The sequence below is a fragment of the Aeromonas sp. R7-4 genome (assembly GCF_040908055.1).
Taxonomy (GTDB): domain Bacteria; phylum Pseudomonadota; class Gammaproteobacteria; order Enterobacterales; family Aeromonadaceae; genus Aeromonas; species Aeromonas sanarellii.
The window spans coordinates 1-20,565 of the sequence record NZ_JBFODA010000034.1 but is presented as its reverse complement, the minus strand read 5'-3'; the positions used below and the strand labels follow the sequence as shown (position 1 = coordinate 20,565).

At 64.7% G+C, this 20,565-nt stretch carries 19 protein-coding genes; 4 read left to right on the top strand and 15 right to left on the bottom strand.

Annotated features, from left to right (window positions below):
- Nucleotides 1-85 precede the first annotated feature (85 nt).
- Both AB5Y72_RS08895 and AB5Y72_RS08890 read right to left on the bottom strand, forming a co-directional pair.
- Entirely contained in the window at nucleotides 86-235 is a 150-nt protein-coding gene (locus AB5Y72_RS08895; RefSeq protein ID WP_081805766.1) for a DUF3149 domain-containing protein, read from the bottom strand.
- 165 nt (nucleotides 236-400) lie between these two features.
- Nucleotides 401-1,288 (bottom strand): TraB/GumN family protein, encoded by an 888-nt coding sequence (locus tag AB5Y72_RS08890; protein ID WP_202211602.1) that lies wholly within the window; start codon nucleotides 1,286-1,288, stop codon nucleotides 401-403.
- Nucleotides 1,289-1,358: 70 nt separating this feature from the next.
- Between AB5Y72_RS08890 and AB5Y72_RS08885 the strand changes: the two genes are divergently transcribed.
- Nucleotides 1,359-1,691: a DUF1904 family protein gene (locus tag AB5Y72_RS08885; RefSeq protein ID WP_202211601.1), complete on the top strand. Its 333-nt coding sequence runs from the start codon at nucleotides 1,359-1,361 to the stop codon at nucleotides 1,689-1,691.
- Nucleotides 1,692-1,739: 48 nt separating this feature from the next.
- Here AB5Y72_RS08885 and AB5Y72_RS08880 read toward each other — a convergent pair whose 3' ends face one another.
- From AB5Y72_RS08880 to ltnD, 10 genes are all read right to left on the bottom strand, one after another.
- Nucleotides 1,740-2,567: an SDR family oxidoreductase gene (locus tag AB5Y72_RS08880; RefSeq protein ID WP_202211600.1), complete on the bottom strand. Its 828-nt coding sequence runs from the start codon at nucleotides 2,565-2,567 to the stop codon at nucleotides 1,740-1,742.
- A gap of 120 nt (nucleotides 2,568-2,687) precedes the next feature.
- Nucleotides 2,688-4,088, bottom strand: a complete 1,401-nt coding sequence (locus tag AB5Y72_RS08875; RefSeq protein WP_368198892.1) for an OprD family outer membrane porin — start codon at nucleotides 4,086-4,088, stop codon at nucleotides 2,688-2,690.
- A 636-nt stretch (nucleotides 4,089-4,724) separates the two neighbouring features.
- Nucleotides 4,725-6,662, bottom strand: a complete 1,938-nt coding sequence (locus AB5Y72_RS08870; RefSeq protein ID WP_202211598.1) for a methyl-accepting chemotaxis protein — start codon at nucleotides 6,660-6,662, stop codon at nucleotides 4,725-4,727.
- A gap of 59 nt (nucleotides 6,663-6,721) precedes the next feature.
- Complete coding sequence (locus tag AB5Y72_RS08865) at nucleotides 6,722-7,612, bottom strand: DMT family transporter (protein ID WP_202211597.1); 891 nt, start codon at nucleotides 7,610-7,612, stop codon at nucleotides 6,722-6,724.
- A 90-nt stretch (nucleotides 7,613-7,702) separates the two neighbouring features.
- Nucleotides 7,703-9,208, bottom strand: a complete 1,506-nt coding sequence (locus tag AB5Y72_RS08860; RefSeq protein WP_010673294.1) for a GntP family permease — start codon at nucleotides 9,206-9,208, stop codon at nucleotides 7,703-7,705.
- Nucleotides 9,205-10,155 (bottom strand): D-erythronate dehydrogenase, encoded by a 951-nt coding sequence (gene denD, locus AB5Y72_RS08855; protein ID WP_202211933.1) that lies wholly within the window; start codon nucleotides 10,153-10,155, stop codon nucleotides 9,205-9,207. The genes AB5Y72_RS08860 and denD overlap by 4 nt, the downstream gene beginning before the upstream one ends.
- A gap of 35 nt (nucleotides 10,156-10,190) precedes the next feature.
- Nucleotides 10,191-10,964, bottom strand: coding sequence for a 2-oxo-tetronate isomerase (otnI, locus tag AB5Y72_RS08850; protein ID WP_202211596.1), 774 nt, complete (start codon nucleotides 10,962-10,964; stop codon nucleotides 10,191-10,193).
- Entirely contained in the window at nucleotides 10,961-11,593 is a 633-nt protein-coding gene (locus AB5Y72_RS08845; protein ID WP_041214644.1) for an aldolase, read from the bottom strand. Before AB5Y72_RS08845 ends, otnI begins: the two co-directional genes overlap by 4 nt.
- Nucleotides 11,586-12,836, bottom strand: coding sequence for a 3-oxo-tetronate kinase (gene otnK / locus AB5Y72_RS08840; protein ID WP_202211595.1), 1,251 nt, complete (start codon nucleotides 12,834-12,836; stop codon nucleotides 11,586-11,588). Before otnK ends, AB5Y72_RS08845 begins: the two co-directional genes overlap by 8 nt.
- Complete coding sequence (ltnD, locus tag AB5Y72_RS08835; protein WP_202211594.1) at nucleotides 12,833-13,741, bottom strand: L-threonate dehydrogenase; 909 nt, start codon at nucleotides 13,739-13,741, stop codon at nucleotides 12,833-12,835. The genes otnK and ltnD overlap by 4 nt, the downstream gene beginning before the upstream one ends.
- A 256-nt stretch (nucleotides 13,742-13,997) precedes the next feature.
- Here ltnD and AB5Y72_RS08830 point away from each other — a divergent pair, with 256 nt between their 5' ends.
- Nucleotides 13,998-14,786: a DeoR/GlpR family DNA-binding transcription regulator gene (locus tag AB5Y72_RS08830; protein ID WP_202211593.1), complete on the top strand. Its 789-nt coding sequence runs from the start codon at nucleotides 13,998-14,000 to the stop codon at nucleotides 14,784-14,786.
- Between the two features lie 41 nt (nucleotides 14,787-14,827).
- On the opposite strand, the gene AB5Y72_RS08825 is transcribed toward AB5Y72_RS08830, so the two are convergent.
- Together AB5Y72_RS08825 and AB5Y72_RS08820 are read right to left on the bottom strand one after the other, a co-directional pair.
- Nucleotides 14,828-14,983, bottom strand: coding sequence for an entericidin A/B family lipoprotein (locus tag AB5Y72_RS08825; protein WP_084202561.1), 156 nt, complete (start codon nucleotides 14,981-14,983; stop codon nucleotides 14,828-14,830).
- Between the two features lie 16 nt (nucleotides 14,984-14,999).
- The gene (locus tag AB5Y72_RS08820) at nucleotides 15,000-16,061 is read right to left on the bottom strand and encodes a PQQ-dependent sugar dehydrogenase (RefSeq protein WP_202211592.1); all 1,062 of its coding nucleotides are present in this window, start codon (nucleotides 16,059-16,061) and stop codon (nucleotides 15,000-15,002) included.
- Nucleotides 16,062-16,229: 168 nt separating this feature from the next.
- Here AB5Y72_RS08820 and AB5Y72_RS08815 point away from each other — a divergent pair, with 168 nt between their 5' ends.
- Entirely contained in the window at nucleotides 16,230-17,894 is a 1,665-nt protein-coding gene (locus AB5Y72_RS08815; RefSeq protein ID WP_315627522.1) for a SulP family inorganic anion transporter, read from the top strand.
- Here the strand turns inward: AB5Y72_RS08815 and ppk2 are convergent.
- Complete coding sequence (ppk2, locus tag AB5Y72_RS08810) at nucleotides 17,891-18,715, bottom strand: polyphosphate kinase 2 (RefSeq protein WP_042074843.1); 825 nt, start codon at nucleotides 18,713-18,715, stop codon at nucleotides 17,891-17,893. The two genes, AB5Y72_RS08815 and ppk2, sit on opposite strands and share 4 nt — an antisense overlap.
- 466 nt (nucleotides 18,716-19,181) lie before the next feature.
- Here ppk2 and AB5Y72_RS08805 point away from each other — a divergent pair, with 466 nt between their 5' ends.
- A complete protein-coding gene (locus tag AB5Y72_RS08805; RefSeq protein WP_368198889.1) occupies nucleotides 19,182-20,495 on the top strand; it encodes a tyrosine-type recombinase/integrase in 1,314 nt (437 codons plus the stop codon).
- Nucleotides 20,496-20,565: the final 70 nt, after the last annotated feature.

Below are 20,565 nucleotides of genomic sequence, written 5' to 3'. Positions count from 1 at the left end.
GGTGGGCGAGGGGGGCCCGCACGCGCAGGTCGCCTTGCCCGGCGGGACGCCGTCTGCATCCCCCTTGATGGCAGACCTCTGGGGGTTATTGTCCTTCTTTCGGCGGCTCGGCGTGCATCACCTTGTAGATGAAATAGACCGCATAGGCGCTGATGAGCAGGAAGGTGCCGATAATCACCAGCATGGACATCAGCCCCACGCTGTTGCCGAACATCAGGTTCATCCAGAATTCCATCTCGTTCACTCCTGTCATTGCGCGATGACAGGCATGATAAATACCCCTTTGGGAGGGAGGAGATGATCTCGATCAACTCCCTCTGTGGTTATTTAATCGGCATCGGATTCTGTGAGCAGGCTCCCATCCGGCACCCTCGTCGGGGGCAGGGGGGCCGAAAAGGCACTATTTGGCCCTCTCTGGCGCGGGGTCGGTGAGCGGCGTGATGCGCCAGCCCTGCTGCTCCAGCAGGGCGAGCAGCCCGTGCTCGCCGTAAAGATGCAGGGCCCCTACCACGATAAAGCTCTCGTTTGGCAGGCTCGGCCACTTCTTGACCCAGTTGCGGTTGCGCTCCGCCAGCAGGGTCTGCTCCAGCCAGGCCTGCAGCTTGGGTGGCGCCATCTCTTCTTTGAGCAGGTTGATCAGGGTGGCCTGATCCCCGTTCTGCCAGGCCGCCATGACCTCGGTGAACCCTTTCTCGAGCTCAGGCAGCTCGTCCAGGGTGCTCTCCAGCATCAGGGTCTGGTTGTCGCCGACGCTCGCGAGATAGCCGAGCTGCTCCAGCAGGGTCTCCAGCCCGACGATGGGCTTGCCGCCGTCGTTCGCCCGCTTGGCGAAGTGCTGATCCACCCCGAACTCGCCGCGAAAGCCGGTACGCTCCAGGGCCGCCTGGGTCAGGGTGATGGCCGCAAACCAGGGGCGCAGCGGGGCCAGCATGCTCTCGTTCAGACCGTTCTGGCCGGCGGCGATCAGGGTGCGACGGTAGAGGTCGATGGGCAGGTGATCCTTGAGGGTCTTGCCGTCCACGAGCCGGGTGATGGCGCCCATCTCCTGCCACTGCGCCTGGCTGATGTGGGTCATGTCCACCTCCATCACCAGGGCGCGGCTCTGCTGCCAGGCGCGCTCGACGGGGTCCGGCAGGGGGTAGAGAGAGGGTTTGCCCGCGTGGATGGACCCCAGCAGCCAGTGCTGTTCGTTGCCCTTGTTGATGCGGTAGAAGGCCGGATCGGCCATGGCATGGAGCGGCAGCAGCAGGCAGAGCAGGAAGGAGAGCAGCGTGGGATGGAATCTCATGAGGCACCTTATGTGAGCGGGATGAGTGCTCTATGATAAGTCCTCATTTGTCACAGCCAAGAGGTTTCCCATGCCCCACCTTCGTTTTCGGGCAGTTTCTGTCGACACCCTGCAGCGGATAAGCGGGCCCCTGATGGCGGATCTCTGCGCCCTGACCGGCGGCAAGCCGGAGTTCATCACCCTGGAGTGCGTGCCGAGCCAGTGGGTGCGAGACGGCCAGCCAGAGGCCGGTTTCCCCTTCGTGGAGCTGGTCTGGTTCGAGCGCCCGCAGGAGATGCAGGATGCCGCCGCCGCCCTCATCACCCGCCACCTGAAAGCGGTGCTGGGGGAGCAGACCTATGTGGTGGTGCAGGTGCTGCCCATAGTGAAATCCCACTACTACAGCAATGGCCAGCACTACTGAAAGATGCCTCCCTGTGGCCTCAGGCAGCGGGGCGGCATTTATCTGGCGTCAGGCGGATTTGATCAGCAGCCGGTCCAGCCAGCGGCTTGGCAGCAGGCGACGCAGCACGGCAAACAATCGGGTCGGGAAGGTGACGGGGTAGCGGTGCTTCGGACGCTTGCTCCTGAGCGCGTGCAGCAGCGGGGGTACGCAGGCCTCGCTCGGCAGGGTGTAGCCCCGGGCCCCCCCTTCGCGCTCCAGCCTCGCCAGCGTCTGGGCATAGGCGGCCTGATGGCGGCTCGCACTCGGATCTATGTGGCGCAGGAAGGCGTCGCGGGCATTGGCGCGAAACCGGGTGTCGATGGGGCCGGGTTCGATCAGGCAGACGTGCACGCCGCTGCCCGTGAGCTCGAGGCGCAGGGTGTCGGTATAGCCTTCCAGCGCGAACTTGCTGGCGTTGTAGGCGCCGCGATACTTCATGGCCACCAGGCCAAGCACGGAGCTGTTCTGCACGATGCGCCCCTCGCCCGCAGTCAGCATGGGGGGCAGGATCTGGCGAATGAGGTGGTGCCAGCCGAACAGGTTGGTCTCGAACTGCTCTCGCAGCGCCTCGGTGGGCAGATCCTCCAGGGCGCCGGGCTGGCCGTAGGCGCCGTTGTTGAACAGGCCATAGAGGCGGCCCCCGGCCAGGGCCAGCGCCTCTGCCGCCCCCCGCTCTATGCTGGCGGCATCCGCCAGATCCAGCTGCACCGCCAAGAGACCCTGTTGCTGCAACAGGGCCACGTCCCCGGCCTTGCGGGCGGAGGCGATGACGGTGAAGCCGTGGGCGCCGAGCTTTCTTGCGGCGGCGAGGCCGATGCCGCTGGAGCAGCCTGTGATCAGAACGAAGCGGGACATGGTCGCATCCTTGTGGTGACGGGGCGGGCAAAAGTGCCGGCGGCTTTGCATGTTAACCCGCTGATCAGAAAAAAGAAAACCGGGCCAATCGGCCCGGTTTGCTGAAGTTCAACCCCCTGCTTACAGGATGGTGAACGGCATGATGATGTGGAACTTGACGTCATGCTCGGAGCTGAACATGTTCGGGTAGTACCAGCTGCCCTTGTCGTCCTGTTCGTTGTTGTAGTCGGTGTAGTGCAGCTTGAACAGGGTGCCCTTCAGCTTGCCATCCTGCACCGTGTACATGACGTCGAAGTTCGCCGCCCACTCTTTGCCGCCTTCCAGGGAGCTGTCGCCGTTGTTGGCATCCCAGCCGTAGGCACCGGAGATACCGGCGGCCCAGCCAGGGGCGCCCACCAGATCGTCTAGGGAACGGGTCACGCCGAAGAACACGGCCTTCTCGTCGTTGTGGTTCCAGTCAGAGCGGGAATCCCACCAGATCTCGTTCGCGCCCTGGGAGTTGCCGTAGCCGCGGGTCAGACGGGGCAGGTAGTTGCCCTGGTCACCCTCGGCCTTGGTCCACAGCCCTTCCAGACGGAAGCCATACTGGGCGTAGTTCCAGGAGGCGGTCAGCGCTTGCTGCCATGCCAGGCCGTCGTAATCGTTGTTGTCGGTCTCGGAGCCGTAGAACTGGTAGCTGGTGTTCAGGCCACCCAGTACGTCGAACTTGTGGGCCAGCTTGAAGTGGTAGCTGTCCATGTAGCCTTCGGACTGACCGAAAGCACCCGTGATGGCGGTGCCGTTCTCGAAGGTGTAGCGCGCGGCCAGACCGTGGATGTAGTCGATCTTGTTCTCGTCGCTGAAGGGATCGCTGGCATAGGGGTTGCTCTTGGAGAAGCCGGCGGTGTTCTTGAACCAGGGCGCCTTGTATTCGTCGGCGATGGCGTAGGTCAGGTAGAGGCCGCCGAAGGTGCCTTCGATCTGGCCGCCGCGGTAGGTACCGGGTTGATAGGACCAGTTGACCCCCAGGATGCCGGGTACGTAGAGCTGGGTATAACCCCCCTTGGCGGTGACATGCTCACCGAACTTGAATTTCAGGGCGGCGTTGGAGAGGCTGAAGCCGTTCTCGGGGACGCCGTCACCACCGGAACCCCACTGGTCGCCCCAGAAGGAGAATTCGTTCTCTTCGTTGACGCCGTTGCTCTCGTCGACGGCCAGGTCATAGGCGCCGAAGCCGCCCAGGTCGATACCCACCACGTCCCAGGCATAGCCGGAGTTGAAGTTCAGGGCCGCCTGGGTGGTGGCATGGCTCAGGTTGGAGTGGTATTTGCCATCTTGGCCGGGACCGGCCTGCTTGCGGTCACGCTCACGCTGGAAGTAGAAGAGACCGCCGGTGACTTTGGCATCCTCGGTGAACGCCTCGTAGGACTTGCCGTACTCGGGGCTCATCATGTCCTGGGCTGCGAGCGCCATGCCCGGGGCGACCAGTGCGGCGACCACGGCGGCACTCAAGGCGGCGTGCTTGAAGATCACTTTTTCCATTTGTTATTGCTCCTGATTTTATGGACTTAGCTTTTTTATCCGGCAGTCGGACGCAGGCCCGCCGCTCGGTATTGGCATTGCAATCAAGGCCCCGCAGGGCAAAAAAACGTCTGTCTGTGCTGTGGCCCTTTCCCGGATGCCTTGGCGCATCTGTGATGGGCGGTCTGTATCGTGACAGTCTTTATTTTGTGTGTGCCGACCCTTGGCGATCGGACAACTCAAGAGTACGTTCGCGGTGCGAAATATCAACATGAAGTTCCCGCCAAGTTTCAAAAATATGACCGAGTGCAAATAATCATGATTCTTGATGTGGGCACTCCAAGCCCACGTACATCGGCAATGAGAACGCTTTCATGTGGTGTTCACCGTTATCCTGTGCGGATCTTGTCGGGAAGGCAGAACTTTCTTTGTTAACTTGGTGGCAACATATAATTTTGTGTCACAAAAAAAGATTCGGCCTGCTCCGGATGCGCGTCGCCGACGCAGGCTGGGGAGCCTTGTCTGCAACCAGGGTGCCGGCATGGGGGAAGAGTCGCGAAGGATTGTTCCGGCCTCGCCGGCCTGTGGGCCCGGACTGGAGATCCCGGGGGCGAGTATGGGAGGAAACGCAGGCCCGACAAGGCGCCGGGCCCGGGATCAGGCCTGGCTCAGGATCCGGGGGATCTGCTGGGCCTGGTGGTGGATGTGCTCGGAGACCTGCACCGAGAGACGGCTGCCCTGACGGGCGTGCTGGCTGATGCGGCCGATGAGGGCGGCGAAGCTGGCGAGCCTGTGCTCCTGGCTGCGGGCGTTGTCGGCCCCCTGCAGCGCGATGACGGCGGTGCTGCGCGCCATCTCCCGCACCGTCTGGGTGGTCTGGCGCAGCTGTTCGGCCTGCTGGCGCTGATCGGCGGCCTCCGCGGTGATGCGGGACAGCACGGTGGCGAGCTGATCCCCCGCCTGGGTGAGGCTCGCCAGGATCTCGGTGATCTGGCCGAGGGAGCGCTGGGTGTCGGCGGAGAGGTGGCGCACCTCGTCGGCGACGACCGCAAAGCCGCGTCCCTGCTCCCCGGCGCGGGCCGCTTCGATGGCGGCGTTGAGCGCCAGCAGGTTGGTCTGCTGGGAGATGTGGCCGATGACGTCGACGATGGCGGTCACGTCCTCCACCGAGCGGGTCAGCTGGGCCAGGGCCGCGCTGCTCTCGTCGATGGCGAGCCCGGTCTGGGCGGTGGCCGTCAGCATGCCACCCACCAGCTGCTCGCTCTGGGTCATGGAGTGTTCGTTGTGCTGGGCGTGCTGGGCGATTTCGGCGGCGACCTGGTGCACCTCGCTGGCGAGCTGGTTGAGCTCCTGCATCATGGTGTCGCTCTCGTCCACCGCCTGCTCCGTGGTGCGGGTGCTGTGATGGATCTCCTGCACCTGGGCCACCATCTCCTGCAGGCTGGAGGAGACGCTGGAGAGCTGCCCCGCCTTCTGCTGCTGATCCTGTTGCAGCCTCTCAATGAGGCGGTTGTAGCTCGCGACTATGTCCGCCAGCTCGTTGCGCTCGCGCCCCTGGGCCAGCAACTGGGCCTGACCCGTGGCATCGAGCTGCAGGAAGGCGGCCCGCAGCCGCAGCAGGGGGCTGACCAGCCAGCGGCGCTGCACCAGGGCGAACAGCAGGGCGACCACCACCAGGCAGAGCGCCAGCACGCCGAGCACCGTGGCCAGTTCCCGGTTCACCGTCTGGCGGGCGGCAGCGAGCCGCTCTCCCAGCTGTTCCCCGGCCTGCAGTAGCTGGCTGATGTCCTGCTGCACCATCTGACGCGCGGCCTGCTGCTGTTGCAGCGCCTTGCGGCTGTTCTCGAGCTCCTGGGGATAGCGTTTGAGCAGCGAAACCAGCTCGGCTTTGGGCTGATCCCCGAGCTCCTTGCGCTGCGGCTCTCCCAGGGTGAACTCGTCGGCCGGGGCCTCCTCGAAGAGAGCCAGGCTCGGCAGGGCCGCCAGCTTGTCCGCCTGTTTCTGCAGGGCCGCCAGTTCGAATTGCAGCCCCTCCAGCAGCTTGGGGCTGGCCTGCTCCATGTAGTTCTGGCGCTGGTGGGCGAGGGCGGGCAGGGCGGCCAGTATGTCGACGGCCCCCTGGCGATACTGCTCGGCGAGCGCCGGATCCCGCCCGGCGGCGGCCCCCTGCTGGCCATAGCGCAGCAGGGCGCGGACCTGGGTGCTCAACTCGTTCTCGGCATTTTGCAGCAACCACTGGCTGTTGCCGGAGAGCTTGCCCGCCGCCAGATAGTGGCCGTCGATACGAGCCCCCATCTGTTCGAGCCGGGCCCGCAGCGGGCCGGTCAGGGTGTCGTCCTGGCTGGATAGCAGCGCCAGCGCCTGCTGGCGTACGCCCTGGGCCTGGGCCAGCAGCAGGGGATCCCCGCTGCCGAGGTAGTCGCGAAGCGCCCCTTGCAGGGAGCCGCTCAGCTGCCGCTGCAGGCGCTCCTGCTGGCGCTGGGCCTGCTCGGCCCGGTTGAACTGCTGCCAGCCCTGATAGAGGGCGGCGGCCTGAACACCGGCCACCAGAAACAAGACGAGGGAGGAGAGGGAGGCGTAATGGGCAATTTTCACTTTTCAGTCCTGCTTGAACCACGCAATGGGCGTGAGCTTAAGCAGGCCTGATGGCGTTTTTATGACAGAGGCTCTGCAACTGGCTGAGTCTTGGGTGTTTTTACCAGCAGGCCCAGCAGGGCGCCGCCCATGATAAGGGCCCCCGCCAGCAGATGGCGCGGGGTGAGCGCTTCGCCGTTGAGCCAGACCAGCAGCAGGGTGCTCAGCAAGGGAGTGAGGTAGGCGAGCGCGCCGATACGGCGCGGATCCCCGTCCCTCAGCGCCAGATACCAGGTGACGAAGGCCGCCCCCATGGGGCCGAGGGCGAGCCCGGCGATGAGCAGCCAGTCCCCCTGGGGGATCCGGGCGAATGGCAAGGGGCCTTCCAGCATCCATGCCAGCAGCAGGGCCAAGAGCCCGGCGGGCAGGCAGGCGGCGGCCGTGACCACGGCGGGGGCGGGGGGCAGGCGGCGGGAGAGCACGGAATAGGCGCCCCAGACGATGGCGGCGCCGAGCGCCAGCAGGTAGCCGGGCAGATGGGCCTGTTGCAGTTGCAGACTGCCATCGACCATCACCAGCACCGACCCCGCGAGACCCAGCGCCCCGGCCAGCAGGTGGTGCAGACTCAGGGGATGACCCGGCAGCAGCAGGGGCGTGAACAGTATGATGCACAGCGGCCAGAGGTAGTTGATGAGGTTCGCCTCCAGCACGGGGGCGTGGCGAAAGCTTGTGAACAGCAGCAGGTGATAGAGCAGCAGCGCCGTGATGGTCACCAGCCAGGTGAGGGGGCTGGCGCGCCACTGGCGCCAGAATGGCAGGGTGCCCGCCCCGCAGAACAGCAGCACCAGCCCCACCAGCACCAGCGGTGAGACGCTGGTGATGCGGGAGGTGAGCGCGGCGAGGGAGGCCCACAACACGATGGTGAGCAGGGCAAAACCGGTGGACTTGTCCCACCAGGAAGACGCAGGCATCCAACACTCCTTTGCAAGATGAATGAACGAAAAAGAGGGCCAGTCTAGCAGACTGGCCCTCGTCACACAGCGTTGCCGTGACGGTGCGGATCAGGACTCCCGGCTCGGTACGGCCCCTGCCGCCGGGGCCAGGGACTGCCCCTTGACGTACCAGACGATGAGCGCCAGCACCAGCAGCGGCAGCACGGGGTCGAACCAGGTGCCGCCGGAGCCGAACAGCAGGTTCAGCAGGGCGACGCCGGTGCCGCCGATGGCCCAGGCGATGGTGGTCGGGATGGACCAGACGATCATCTGCTGCTTGACGTCGGAGATCCCCATCATGCGGTTGACCACCCAGAACAGGCTGTCGTTGAAGTAACCGAAGAAGAGCGACCCCATGGTAGCGGCCTGGGCGGCCAGCAGCATGTTGACCCCGGGGATCTGCGCCAGTATGGGGGCGGAGATGGAGGCCGCCGTCACCATGGCCACGGTGCCGGACCCCTGGATGAGGCGCACCAGGGTCGCCACTATGAAGGGGATCAGGATGGGGGAGATGGGCAGCTGGGCGATCTGCTCGGCCAGTTGCTGACCCGCACCGCTGTCGCGCAGCACGGCTCCCAGCGCCCCGCCGGCACCGGTCACCAGCAGTATGATGCCGGCGGATTGCAGCCCCTCTTCCAGGCGGGCGGCGGTGGCGTGCCTGTCCATGTGCGGGACCAGGGTATAGACCGCCAGCAGCACGCTGATGGCGAGCGCTATGATGGGGGTGCCGATGAAGTTGATGCCCTGCACCAGGGGGTTCGCCATCAGGCCGTCCATGCCCTCCAGGGTGGCCAGGGTGGTGAAGATGGCCTTGACGAAGATGAGCACTATGGGCACCAGGATCGGCAGCAGCGACAGGGTCAGGCTCGGCAGGGTCTTGCCCTCCTTCTCCTTGAGGTACTGCTCATAGGTGGCTTGCAGCTCGTCCGGGGTCTGGGCGGCCTGGGCACCGAACTCGGGGTACTTCTTGTCGAGCCACTGGGCGTAGAAGACGATGCCGAGCACGCAGGGGATGGCCAGGGCCATGCCGGTCAGCAGCATGGCGCCGATGTCCACGCCAAACAGACCGGCAACCCCCAGCGGGCCCGGGGTCGGCGGCACGGTATGGTGGGTCACCACCAGGCCGCCTGCGAGCGCCACCCCCAGGGTGAGCAGGGAACGCTTGCCGCTTTTCGCCAGCGCCTTGGCCACCGGATAGAGGATGACGAAGGCGGAGTCCACGAAGATGGGGATGCTGACGATGTAGCCCGTGATGGCAAGGGCCCACTCCTCGCGGCGCTTGCCGAGCCACTTGATGAAGCTGTAGGCGATCTGTTCGGCGGCGCCGGAGACCTCAAGCAGGCGACCCATCATGACCCCGAGGCCAATGACGATGCCGATGCTGCCGAGGGTGGAGCCAAAGCCCTGGGTGATCACGGTGAGGGTCTTGTCGATGCTCATGCCGCCGGTGATCCCGGCGATGCAGGCCGCCGCCAGCATGGCGATCAGGGCGTGCACCCGGGTACGGATGACCAGGAACACCAGCACGAAGACCGCGATGATGAGACCGATGATGGGGGTTGGGATGTCGCTCATGATGCCTCCTGCATGTCATGGGTGATGAAACTGTCGATGATGTCGGCAAACGTCCTGTCTGCCGCGAAGCCGAGGGCGCTGGCCCGCTGGTTGTCGATGCGTCCCGGCCAGCTCGCGACGATACGCTCGATGGCCGGATCGGCGGCAAACTGCACCCGATCCCGGGCCGCCTGGCCACCGGCCCGTGCGAGGGCCTCCAGCATTTCGCCGACGGTCACGCTGATGCCGGGCAGGTTGATGCTGCGGGCGTCACCGGTGGCGGGAAGCCTGGCCGCCAGCAGGAAGTTCGCGACCACGGTGGCGGGGCTGGAGAGCCAGAGGCGCAGATCCGGGCTCACCGGGCAGAGGGCGCTCTCCCCTTGCAGCGGCTCGCGGATGATGCTGCTGACAAAGGAGGAGGCGGCGCGGTTCGGCTTGCCCGGCCGCACGCAGATGGTGGGCAGGCGCAGCACCAGGCCATCCACATAGCCCTTGCGGCTGTAGTCGTTGACCAGCAGTTCCCCCATGGCCTTCTGGGCGCCGTAGGAGGAGGTGGGGGTCAGGGCCGTGCCGTCATTCACCAGCTCCGGCAGCGGGCCGCCATAGACGGCGAGCGAGCTGGTGAAGACGAAGCGGATGCCCGGCCGGGCATGGCGGCACGCCTCCAGCAGGGTGCGGGTGGTGTCCAGGTTGACCTTCCAGCCCAGATCGAAGTCCTGCTCCGCGTGGCTGCTGACGATGGCGGCCAGGTGGTAGACCACGGCGGTCCGCTCGCCGATGAGGGACTCGGCGACACCGGGTTCGGTGAGGTCGGCCCGCAGGCAGCGAACCCTGGGGTCCGGCAGGGGGGATTGCGGCTGCTGGATGTCCGCCAGCAGCAGCTCGGTGAAGGGGTGGGGGCCTTGCAGCAGGGCCCGGGCCAGTTTCTGGCCCAGGAAGCCACCGCCGCCGGTGATGATGATCTGCATCTTGTTATCCTCAGACTCGTTCATGTTCAGGGTCGTTATTGTTGTGTCAGCCAGCCCAGCCCTTCCCGGGTGCCGGCTCTGGGGTTGTACTCGCAGCCTATCCAGTCGTGGTAGCCCGCCTGCGCCAGCACCTTGAACAGGTGGGGGTAGGCGATCTCCCCTTCGTCCGGCTCGTGGCGATCCGGCACCGAGGCGATCTGGACGTGGCCGATGGCCTGGCCCAGCTTGCCGATGAGACGGGTGAGATCCCCGTCCATGATCTGGGCGTGGTAGAGGTCGAGCTGCACCCCCACGTTGGTTCTGTCTATCTCCTGCACCAGGGCCAGGGCGTCGAGCTGGTGGGCCAGGAAGTAGCCGGGCACATCTCTATCGTTGAGAGGCTCGAGCAGTACCTTGATGCCGTCCGCAGCCAAAAAGTCGGCGGCGAAGCGGATGTTGTCGATCAGGGTCTGGCGGTGGGCCGAGAGGCTGTGTGCCGGGTCGACTATGCCGCTCATGGCGTGCACCTTGGTGCAGCCGAGCGCCAGGGCATAGTCACGGACGGTTGGCAGGTGGCTGCGAAACTCCGCTTCCCGCCCCGGGATGGCAGCCATGCCGCGCTCCCCCGCGCCCCAGTTGCCCGGCGGCATGTTGAACAGGGCCTGGGAGAGTCCCTGCTCGCGCAAGCGGCGGCCCAGCTCTGCGGCCGGCCACTCGTAGGGGAAGAGGAACTCCACCGCGGCGAAGCCTGCGTCGCGGGCGGCGGCGAAGCGCTCCAGGAACGGCACCTCGGTAAACAGCATGGTGAGATTGGCGGCAAACTTGCTCATGGTTTCATCCTCCTCAATTCATCAATTTCGGGTTCGCTCAGGTAGCGGATGGAGTGGCCATGGAGCATCAGTGCCAGGCGCGCCGTCTCCTCCAGCTCTTCCATGTTGTTGACTGCATCCACCAGATCCTTGCCCGTCACCACGGGGCCGTGGTTGGCAAGCAGGAAGGCGTTGCCCTCGGGGGCGCGGCGCCCCAGCTCCTCGGCGATGCGGGCATCCCCCGGTTTGTAGTAGGGGATGAGCGGCAACTGGCCGACCCGCATCACGTAGTAGGGGGTGAAGGGGCGGATGACGTTGGCCGGATCCAGCCCCTCCAGGCAGGAGAGGGCGGTCAGGTGGGTGCAGTGCAGGTGCACCACGGCCCGGCAGTCCGGATTGTTGTGGTAGATGGCGAGGTGGAAGGCCACCTCCTTGGAGGGGCGATCCCCCCCCAGGTGTTCCCCCTGCAGGTTGACGTGGGAGAGCCTGTCGGCGCTCAGGCGTCCCAGGCAGGAGCCGGTGGGAGTGGCGATCAGGGTGCCGTCCGGCAGCAGGGCGGAGAGGTTGCCGGCGCCCCCGGTGGCATAACCGCGCTGGAAGAGGGAAGCCCCCAGCATCACCATGGTGTCGCGCAGTGCCTGTTCAGTCATGGAAGTACTCCTGAGCCTTGTCGAAGAAGTCGTCGCTCCCGAAATTGCCGGATTTGAGGGCCAGCGACAGGGGGGCGTCGATGGCCCGCACCCAGGGCACACCGGGGGCGATCTGCGGGCCTATGTGGAACGCCTTGACGCCGAGGGCCTGGGTGACCCGGCTCGAGGTCTCGCCACCGGCGATGATGAAGCGGTCCACGCCGGCGCCTTGCAGCAGTTGGGCGAGGCGGGCAAAGCAGTGTTCCACCGCGTCGCTGGCCGCCTGCTGGCCGTGGGTTTCCTGAATGCGGGCCAGCTCCACCGGGCTGGTGGTGGCGTAGACCAGCGGCGCCGGGGTCCGGGGCTGGGCCAGTACCCAGCGCGCCAGCTCGGCCGGGTAGTCGGCCTCTTCGAGGCAGCGCACCACGTCCAGCGCCAGGGCAGGGGCGTGCTGGCGATAGCGGGCCACCTGACGGTTGGTCATCTCGGAGCAGGAGCCTGACAGCACCGCGGCGCGGGTGCCTCTGGGCCAGCCCGCCTCGCGGGCACCCTGCAGATCGCCGCTGCCAAGCTGACGGGCCAGGCCGATGGCGAGGCCGGATCCGCCGGTCACCAGGGGCATGTCGAGGGCGGCGGTGGCGATGTCCAGCAGGTGCTGCTCGGTCAGGGTGTCGACCACGGCGTAGCGCACGCCAGCTTGTGTTAGCTGCTCAAAGGCGTCGGCAATGGCGGCGGGACCCTGTGCGATGGTATTGAACGGCACCAGACCGGCGCGGCCCTGGGCCTGCCCCTCCATCAGCCGCAGCAGGTTGCTGTCGGTCATGGGGGTGATGGGGTGATGGCGCATGCCGGACTCGGCCAGCGGCTGGGTGCCGACGAAGAGGTTGCCCTGATAGACGGTGCGACCGTTCACCGGCAGGGCCGGACAGATCAGGGTGAAGTGCTGGCCAAGCGCCGCCAGCAGGGCGTCGGTGACGGGGCCGATATTGCCCGCCGCCGTGCTGTCGAAGGTGGAGCAGTACTTCTGGTAGATGCGCGGGCAGCCGCGGGCCTTGAGCCAGTCGAGGGCCGCCAGGGAGTCGCGTACCGCTTCGCCCGCGGGGCAGGAGCGGCTCTTGAGGCTGATCACCACGGCATCGACCCCGGTCAGATCCGCCGCTGCCGGGATGCCGGCAAACTGGATGGTGGAGAGGCCGTTCTCCACCAGGAAACCGGCGATGTCGGTGGCGCCGGTGAAGTCGTCTGCGATGACACCTAGTTTCATGCTTGATCCTCCTGACCCGGCAGCTGGATGCCGGAGAAGATCTTGATGACGGCGCTGTCATCTTCCTGGCCGTACCCTGCGTTGCTGGCGCCGAGGAACATGTTCAGCGCCGTGCTCGCGAGCGGCAGCGGGAAGCGCAGCGCCTTGGCGGTGTCTGCCACCAGGGTGAGATCCTTGACGAAGATGTCCACTGCGGAGCGGGCCTGGTAGTCACCGGCCAGCACCCGGGGCATGCGGTTTTCAAACATCCAGGAGTTGCCGGCGGCATGGGTCACCACGTCATACATGAGATCCAGGGACACGCCTGCCCGGCTGGCCAACGCCATGGCCTCGGCGGCCACCGCGATGTGCACCCCGGCCAGCAGCTGGTGGATGATCTTGACCGTGCTGCCCTGGCCCGGCTCGCTGCCGACCCGGTAGACCTTGCCGGCCACCGCATCCAGCACCGGGGCCAGCTTGTCGAAGGCGGCGTCTGCGCCTGCGGCCATCACCGTCATCTCCCCCGCATCGGCCTTGATGGCGCCACCGGAGACAGGCGCATCCAGCATCGGCAGTCCCAGCTGCGCCAGTTCGGCGGCCAGGGCGCTCGCCTCTTCGGCGGCGATGGTGGAAGAGACCATGATGGCGGTGCCCGGTTTGAGGTGGCGAGCCAGCCCCGCTTCGCCGAGCAGGATGCGGCGCACCTGGGTGGCGTTGACCACCAGCAACAGCACGGCATCGAGCGTCTCCGCCAGGGGCCTGGCATCGGCCATGACGGCGGTGGCACCGGCCTGCTGCAGCTGGTTGCGCGCCTCTTCATTGAGATCGATGCCGTAGGTGGTGAGCCCGGCCCGCAGGCAGGAGCGGGCGGCGCCCATGCCCATGGCGCCCAGGCCGATGACCGCAACATGATAGGGAGTGCTCATCTCGTGATTCCTCGATTACGACTGATGAGCCGATAGTAGAGGCTTGCGGCGATGAAATATCAGGCAGCTGTCACAAAAAATAACTTAATTGGTGTTAATTTTTGTTATTTGTGCGGGTTGAGATTCTTTTGAATCAAAAAATGGCGTTATTCATGTGAATAAATGTGATTTTTGAGCCCGTTGCAGGTTATTTATCATTTTTTCCCAGGTCGCTGGGGTAGAATGGCGCCTTCCCTTCCCCGAGGCGCGAGGCAAGATGATTCCCGTAGAGCGACAGCAACGTATCCTGCAACTGCTGGCAGAGCGCGGCGTGGTCAGCATAGTGGAGCTGACCGACTGGTTGCAGGTCTCCCACATGACCATCAGGCGCGACATCCAGAAGCTGGAGGAGCAGGGGCGGGTACTCTCCGTCTCCGGCGGGGTCAGCCTCTCCCAGCGGATCAAGAGCGAGCCCTCCCACGCCGCCAAGCGCAGCCTGATGCAGGGGGCCAAGCTGGCCATTGCGCGGCTCGCCGCTGCCCAGGTGAGCGAGGGGAGCACCGTCTATCTGGATGCCGGTACCACCTCCCTGGAGTTGGCCCGGGAGTTGGCGCTGCGGGAAGACCTGATGATAGTGACCAACGACTTCATGGTCTGCGCCTACCTCATCGAGCACGGTCGCTGCCGCCTCTATCACACCGGGGGCCAGGTCATTCGCGAGAACCAGTCCTGTGCCGGGGAGGCCACCGCCCACTTCCTGCGCAACCTCCATCTGGACGTTGCCTTCCTGTCAGCCTCCTCCTGGGACGGCCAGGGGATCTCCACCCCGAGCGAACAGAAGGTGCCGGTGAAGCGGGCCGTGGTGGAATCGGCGGCGACCCGCATCCTCATCTGCGACTCGTCCAAATATGGCAAGGTCGGCACCTTCAACGTGGTGAGCTGGGATGCGATCGATCAGGTGATCACCGACGAGCAACTGCCCCAGAGTGCCCGCGAGGCGCTGGCGCAGCACGGGGTCAGGGTGACCATGGCGCCGCTGGCCAGCCTGGCGGTCAGCGGCGAGTGAGGGGGCCTCGTCCCTGAGACTGGTCAGGGACGGGCCCTGGGTCAGCGGCTGCCTGCCGCCGGCTCCTCCGCCAGGTTGGCGGAGCCCTGGATCACCTCCCCGGCCTTCTCGATGTCCCGCCCCATCCCGTGAATGGTGTTGCAACCCAGCAACCAGAGGCTGGCGCAGAGCACCAGCAGCATGCGATTCGCGTTCATCCTTCCTCCTTGCATCCTATGGGGTCAGCTTGAGCAGGCGCCCCTGACCCGAGTCCGTCAGCAGATAGAGCGCGCCGTCGGGGCCCTCCTTGACAGTACGGATCCGCTCCCCCAGATCGGTCAGCAACCGCTCCTGTGACACTATGGTGTCCCCGTCGAGGCGAAGGCGCAACAGGGCCTGGCCGCGCAGGGCGCCGACCAGCAGGTCTCCCCGCCACTCCTTGAACAGGGCGCCCTGATAGAACGCCATGCCCGAGGGGGCGATGGAGGGTACCCAGATCCAGCGCGGCGCCGTCAGGCCCGGCGCGCTCTGGCCCACGCCAATCTTGCCGCCACCGTACTCCTCGCCGAAGGTCACTCTGGGCCAGCCGTAGTTGTGGCCGGGCAGGATGAGGTTCACCTCGTCTCCGCCCTGGGGACCGTGCTCGTGGGCCCAGAATTGCCGGCTGCCGGGTCGCAGCGCGGCCCCCTGCATGTTGCGATGGCCCAGGCTCCAGATCTCCGGCAGGGCCCCCGCCGTCGTCACGAAGGGGTTGTCGGCGGGCACCCGGCCATCCTTGTGCAGGCGCACCGTCTTGCCGAGATGGTTGTCGAGGGTCTGGGCCCGCGCCCGCTCGGTGTAACGGTCGCCGAGGGTGATAAAGAGATAGCCATCCTCCGTCAGCACCAGACGGGAGCCGAAGTGGGCGCCGCCGGCCACCTTGGGCTGCTGGCGAAACAGCAGTTGCCAGTCGACGAGGGCGTCCTTTTGCAGCCGGGCCCGGGCTACTGCGGTGCCGGCGCCGCCGTCCCCCGGCTCGCTGTAGCTGAGATACACCCAGCCCTCGCCGTCCAGGGCGAGATCGAGCAGCCCCCCCTGACCCGCGGCGGCGAGGGGGGGCAGGCCCGAGATGACGTGGCGCTCGCCACCGGCGTCGATGCGCAGCAGGCGGCCCGGCCGCTCGCTGACGAGGTAGCCGCCATCGGGGAGAAACGCGAGTCCCCAGGGATGGCGCAGCTCCCCCGCCACTTGGGTCAGGGTCAGCGCCCGCACCGGGAGCGCCAGGCAGACAAGCAGCAGGGCAAGCAGTCGCAACATGGGGGATATCCTCTCTCGGGCCAGGCCTGAACGTCGCTGAAGTATAGGGGAAGGGAGCGGGAAAACGTGAGACACAACAAGCTATTGCATCACTTCGCCGCCTACACTTCACACTGTCATCAAGGCGAATAGTGCGCCAGCCCGGGCCCGGGATAATGGAGGATTCAGATGTCATCACTTGCGTCGGCGCCTGGGCGCCTCCTGTCCGATCTGCTGGCCGGCGTCACCGCGGCGGCCGTGGTGCTGCCCAAGGCCATGGCCTATGCCACGGTGGCGGGGCTGCCGGTGGCGATCGGTCTCTACACCGCGTTCGTGCCCATGGTGATCTACGCCCTGCTGGGCTCCTCCCGGGTGCTCAGCGTCAGCTCCACCAGCACCCTGGCTATCCTGACCGCCACCCAGCTCGGACTGGTGGTACCGGACGGCGACCCCGGCCGGCTGCTCACGGTGACGGCCACCCTGACCCTGATGGTGGGGGCCATGCTGATGCTGGCGGCCGCGCTGCGGCTCGGCTTCATCGCCAACTTCATCTCCCTGCCGGTGCTGGTGGGGTTCAAGAGCGGCATAGGGCTGGTGATCATCCTCGACCAGCTGCCCAAGCTGTTCGGGGTGCACCTCCAGAAGGAGAACTTCTTCCTGGATCTCTACCACCTCGGCCAGGCGCTGCCCCAGACCTCCTGGCTGACCCTGGGGGTCGCCCTCGCCACCCTGGTGGTGCTGGTGTTCATGGAGTGGCGCTTTCCCCACTCCCCCGCCCCCCTGCTGGGGGTGGGTGTCGGCATCGCGCTGGTGTGGGGCCTCGGCCTGAACGAGGCGGGCGTCGCCATCGTCGGGACCATCCCCACCGGCCTGCCCGGCCTGACGATGCCGGATCCGACCCTGGTGTTGCAGCTGCTGCCGGGGGCGGCGGGCATAGCGCTGATGAGCTTCACCGAGACCATAGCCGCCGGGCGGGCCTTCGTGGGGAAGGAGGAGCCCGAGATCAATGCGAATCGGGAACTGGTGGCCACCGGGCTGGCCAACCTGGGGGGCGCCTTCTGCGGCAGCATGCCGGCGGGGGGCGGCACCTCCCAGACGGCGGTGGTGCGCTCCGTCGGGGGCCTGAGCCAGCGGGCCTCCGCCGTCACCGCCGCGATGGCGCTGGCCACCATGATCTTCCTCGCCCCGCTGCTCTCCTGGCTGCCGAGCGCCACCCTGGCGATGGTGGTCATCGTCTACTCGGTGGGGCTCATCCAGCCGGGGGAGTTTCGCAAGATAGGGCAGATCCGCATGATGGAGTTTCGCTGGGCCGTCATCGCCTGCCTGGGGGTGCTGCTGTTCGGCACCCTGGAGGGCATAGTGGTCGCCATCCTCGCCTCCCTGCTGGGGCTGGCGAGCCAGACGGCGCACCCCAGGGTCTATGTGATCGGCCGCAAGCCCGGGGAGGATGTGCTGCGCCCGCTCAGCGAGCAGCACCCCGATGACGAGACCATCCCGGGCCTGCTGATCCTGCGCCCTGAGGGGCGCCTCTTCTTCATCAACGCGCAACACGTGGCGGCCCAGGTCCGGCAGCTGACCGAGACGCACAGGCCCGAGGTGGTGGTGCTCGACATGAGCCGAGTGCAGGACGTGGAATACTCGGCCCTGATGATGCTGATGGAGGGGGAGCGGCAGGTGCGTGACAAGGGGGTCACGCTCTGGCTGGCCGGGCTCAATCCCGGGGTGCTCGAGAACGTGCGCCGCAGCGGGCTGGCCAGCCAGCTGGGGGAGGGCCGCATGCTGTTCAATGCCAGGGCGGCCATCCGCCAGTATCGGCAGGGCAGGGGTGAGCCCGGGCTCACCCCGCTTGCCTAGAAGCGCTCCGGAATGATGCGCAGGGGGTGTTCCGAGGGGGTGACCTTGCCTATCTTGCGCCTGGGCAGCTTGACCGGCTCGGCCGGCAGCGCCTCGTAGGGGATGTGCGACAGCAGGTGGGAGATGATGTTGAGGCGCACCCGCTTCTTGTCCTCGGAGCGGGCCACGAACCAGGGGGCCCAGGCGGTGTCGGTGGCGATGAACATGGCATCCCGCGCCCGGGTGTAGTCATCCCAGCGGTTGAAGGACTTGATGTCCATGGGGGAGAGCTTCCAGATCTTGCGACCGTCGTCGATGCGATCCCGCAGCCGCCGCTCCTGCTCCTCTGGGGTCACCTCCAGCCAGTACTTCAGCAGTATGATGCCCGAATCGACCATGGCCTTCTCCACCATGGGGGTGCCTGCCAGGAATTTGTCGCTCGCCTCCTCGCTGCAAAAGCCCATGACGCGCTCCACGCCGGCCCTGTTGTACCAGCTGCGATCGAAGATGACGATCTCGCCCGCCGCCGGCAGGTGGGGGATGTAGCGCTGGAAATAGAGCTGGCTCTTCTCCCGCTCCGTGGGGGCGGGCAGCGCGACGACGCGAAAGACCCGGGGGCTGACCCGCTCGGTGATCGCCTTGATGGTGCCCCCCTTGCCGGCCCCGTCGCGCCCCTCGAACACGATGCAGACCTTGAGCCCCTTGTGCACCACCCACTGCTGCAGCTTCACCAGCTCCACGTGCAGGCGGCGCAGCTCCTTCTCGTACTCCTTGTTGCCGAGGGGCTTCTGCTCCTCGACCACGACCGGCTGTTCAGCCCTGGATTTTTTTTTGCTGCCCATGATGTCCTTCTTGTGTCTCAAACGGATGGAGAGTGGCCGTCATCCCGGACGGCGCCCTTCAAGCGTAGATGACGGCGCCGGCTCGCCGTTGGCGGCGAGGGCAGAGGGTGATCGGGATCATGGATGAGCAGGTGGAGGGCGAGCCCTTGCCCCGGTTGTCGCCATCCCCACGGGGCCGCACTGCGCACAGTGCTGGCGGGGGATGATGAAGGGGCCAAGAACGACCAAGGGGTTGGCATCTTGCGATGCCAACCCCTTGTTTTGTATGGCGTTCCCGACTGGAGTCGAACCAGTGGCCTGTCCCTTAGGAGTCCAGAAATTATTAGTTTCATATAGAATCAGTTGGTTTTATACGAAATGTTTTTTTTGATTAAAAACAGCTGGTTACATAATATGTCTGTATCAAGGAGTTTCATAAAGTCTCACTCCAATGCACTGCACTGGAGGGGTACAGGGAGGGGTACGGATGGCGATAAGTAAAGACTTGGAGATCTCGTCACTCAAGCCAGTTGAAGGGGTTAAAGTGAAACGCTATGCGATTCAATCGAAGCATGGTGGCGGGCTCAAAATAGAAATCCGTGAAAGTGGCCTCAAGCGTTTTGTATATCGCTTCAAGATTGGTGGTAGTGAAGGAGAATTGTTGCTGGGGAGTTATCCTGCCCTGACTCTGGCTAAAGCCAGAGAGGAGCATGGGAAAGCGTTGCTGCTTGTGAAGCGGGGCATTGATCCCACCAAGTTTGCGGCGCAAGAAAAGGCTAAAAATGAAACGGCTCTGACGATGGATCAGTTGCTTGGACGATGGCTTGATGCACAGCGTGTTGCTCAGGTCGTCAAACCCAAAACCCTCCAATGCCATCAGGATCGTTGGAATCGTCATCTCAAGAAGACTCTGGGCAACATTCGCTTAATCGATCTGACTCGTGCCCACTTGGCACAAGCGTTAGAGATAACTAGGCGTGCAACAAAAGACGAAACCCGTAAAGGGTTGGGAACGCTTAACCAGATGTTAGATTATGCAGTGGTTCACTGTCTGCTTGAGGCCAACCCTGCGAGACTGTTGCGCCCAAAAGATTTTGGTGCCAGTGCTGGCTCGCCAAGAGAGCGATGGTTGACCGTCCCCGAATTGCGCAGGTTATGGAAGGCGATAGATGAGGATCTTGGGAGTGGTGGTAGCTTGGCGGCCGGAGGGCGTGGTGTTTCTCGCCATGCAACGATTTCTATACCTGCTGCGAATGCGATTAAGTTATTAATACTGACCGGATGTCGTAGAGGTGAAGTCGCTAATATGCGTTTTTCACAGATAAAAGATGATATATGGACTATACCTGAAACCAAAAATGGTAGAGCTCATACTGTCTTTATTTCCCCTCAGGCGAAATCGGTCATTGAAGAGCAGGCGCAGTATGCCAATGGTGATTTAGTATTCGAATCTGATCGTCCAAAAACAGATGAAATCGAGCCGATTTTAGTTGATTCCATTACTCGGGCTCTAAGGCGATTCATCGCACGATGTTTACCTGATATGGACCCATTTACTGTCCATGATTTGCGGCGTAGTGCGGCTACTAACTGGGCTGAAAGGCTAGATGTTGAGGAAAGAGTTATTGAGCTTTGCTTGAATCACACCCCCATTAACAAACTTATTAGAACTTATCACCGTTCACGTCATACCGAGAAAACCCGACTTGTCTGGATTAATTGGGGGAGACTGGTAGCTGATGAGGTGATGCAAGATCCTGTTACTGAAGCAGCAGTTTGTATGGAGATGGTATTCACCTGACAGTTGCCCACAAAAGGGAGTGGTCATACGGCTTCAAACCGGATAACAAAACGGTACCCCTACCGTGTTA

Bases quoted from the DNA above. Each gene is read 5' to 3' on its own strand.
- ltnD (WP_202211594.1), bottom strand. From the start codon at position 13,741: ATGAGCACTCCCTATCATGTTGCGGTCATCGGCCTGGGCGCCATGGGC.
- AB5Y72_RS08815 (WP_315627522.1), top strand. From the start codon at position 16,230: ATGTCATCACTTGCGTCGGCGCCTGGGCGCCTCCTGTCCGATCTGCTG.
- AB5Y72_RS08820 (WP_202211592.1), bottom strand. From the start codon at position 16,061: ATGTTGCGACTGCTTGCCCTGCTGCTTGTCTGCCTGGCGCTCCCGGTG.
- otnK (WP_202211595.1), bottom strand. From the start codon at position 12,836: ATGAAACTAGGTGTCATCGCAGACGACTTCACCGGCGCCACCGACATC.
- AB5Y72_RS08880 (WP_202211600.1), bottom strand. From the start codon at position 2,567: ATGTCCCGCTTCGTTCTGATCACAGGCTGCTCCAGCGGCATCGGCCTC.
- AB5Y72_RS08805 (WP_368198889.1), top strand. From the start codon at position 19,182: ATGGCGATAAGTAAAGACTTGGAGATCTCGTCACTCAAGCCAGTTGAA.
- ppk2 (WP_042074843.1), bottom strand. From the start codon at position 18,715: ATGGGCAGCAAAAAAAAATCCAGGGCTGAACAGCCGGTCGTGGTCGAG.
- denD (WP_202211933.1), bottom strand. From the start codon at position 10,155: ATGCAGATCATCATCACCGGCGGCGGTGGCTTCCTGGGCCAGAAACTG.
- AB5Y72_RS08895 (WP_081805766.1), bottom strand. From the start codon at position 235: ATGGAATTCTGGATGAACCTGATGTTCGGCAACAGCGTGGGGCTGATG.
- otnI (WP_202211596.1), bottom strand. From the start codon at position 10,964: ATGAGCAAGTTTGCCGCCAATCTCACCATGCTGTTTACCGAGGTGCCG.
- AB5Y72_RS08875 (WP_368198892.1), bottom strand. From the start codon at position 4,088: ATGGAAAAAGTGATCTTCAAGCACGCCGCCTTGAGTGCCGCCGTGGTC.
- AB5Y72_RS08885 (WP_202211601.1), top strand. From the start codon at position 1,359: ATGCCCCACCTTCGTTTTCGGGCAGTTTCTGTCGACACCCTGCAGCGG.
- AB5Y72_RS08890 (WP_202211602.1), bottom strand. From the start codon at position 1,288: ATGAGATTCCATCCCACGCTGCTCTCCTTCCTGCTCTGCCTGCTGCTG.
- AB5Y72_RS08830 (WP_202211593.1), top strand. From the start codon at position 13,998: ATGATTCCCGTAGAGCGACAGCAACGTATCCTGCAACTGCTGGCAGAG.
- AB5Y72_RS08860 (WP_010673294.1), bottom strand. From the start codon at position 9,208: ATGAGCGACATCCCAACCCCCATCATCGGTCTCATCATCGCGGTCTTC.
- AB5Y72_RS08845 (WP_041214644.1), bottom strand. From the start codon at position 11,593: ATGACTGAACAGGCACTGCGCGACACCATGGTGATGCTGGGGGCTTCC.
- AB5Y72_RS08825 (WP_084202561.1), bottom strand. From the start codon at position 14,983: ATGAACGCGAATCGCATGCTGCTGGTGCTCTGCGCCAGCCTCTGGTTG.
- AB5Y72_RS08865 (WP_202211597.1), bottom strand. From the start codon at position 7,612: ATGCCTGCGTCTTCCTGGTGGGACAAGTCCACCGGTTTTGCCCTGCTC.